General features: G+C 45.5%; 1 protein-coding gene. It reads left to right on the plus strand.

Translation table 11 applies throughout. From position 1 onward, the window contains the following. Positions 1-73: 73 nt before the first annotated feature. Positions 74-288, plus strand: a 215-nt coding sequence (locus Afil_RS10850) for an IS110 family transposase (protein WP_230268562.1), incomplete at its 3' end; no start/stop codon positions are given.

Here is a 288-nt window from a genome sequence, read left to right on the forward strand (position 1 = left end):
TCTCAAGCTCAAATCGAAAAAGTTCAGATCCAACCATACGGATCTTTCTGAGATGTGTGACTGGATTCTTGAGATGACGAAGAAAATTCTGAAATCTCAGCCGCATGATCCGATCGATGTCTACATGGAATCCACCGGAAAATACTCCACACCGGTTTACGACGTCTGTGAAGAGAAAAAGCTGATTCCGCATATAGTCAATCCAAAACACGTGCGGATGATCACTGGTCAGAAAACAGACCAGAAGGACGCTGCGTGGATCGCAGAACTGGGAATTAACGGCCTTCT

This window comes from Allobaculum fili (assembly GCF_020969955.1).
Lineage (GTDB): Bacteria > Bacillota_I > Bacilli_A > Erysipelotrichales > Erysipelotrichaceae > Allobaculum > Allobaculum fili.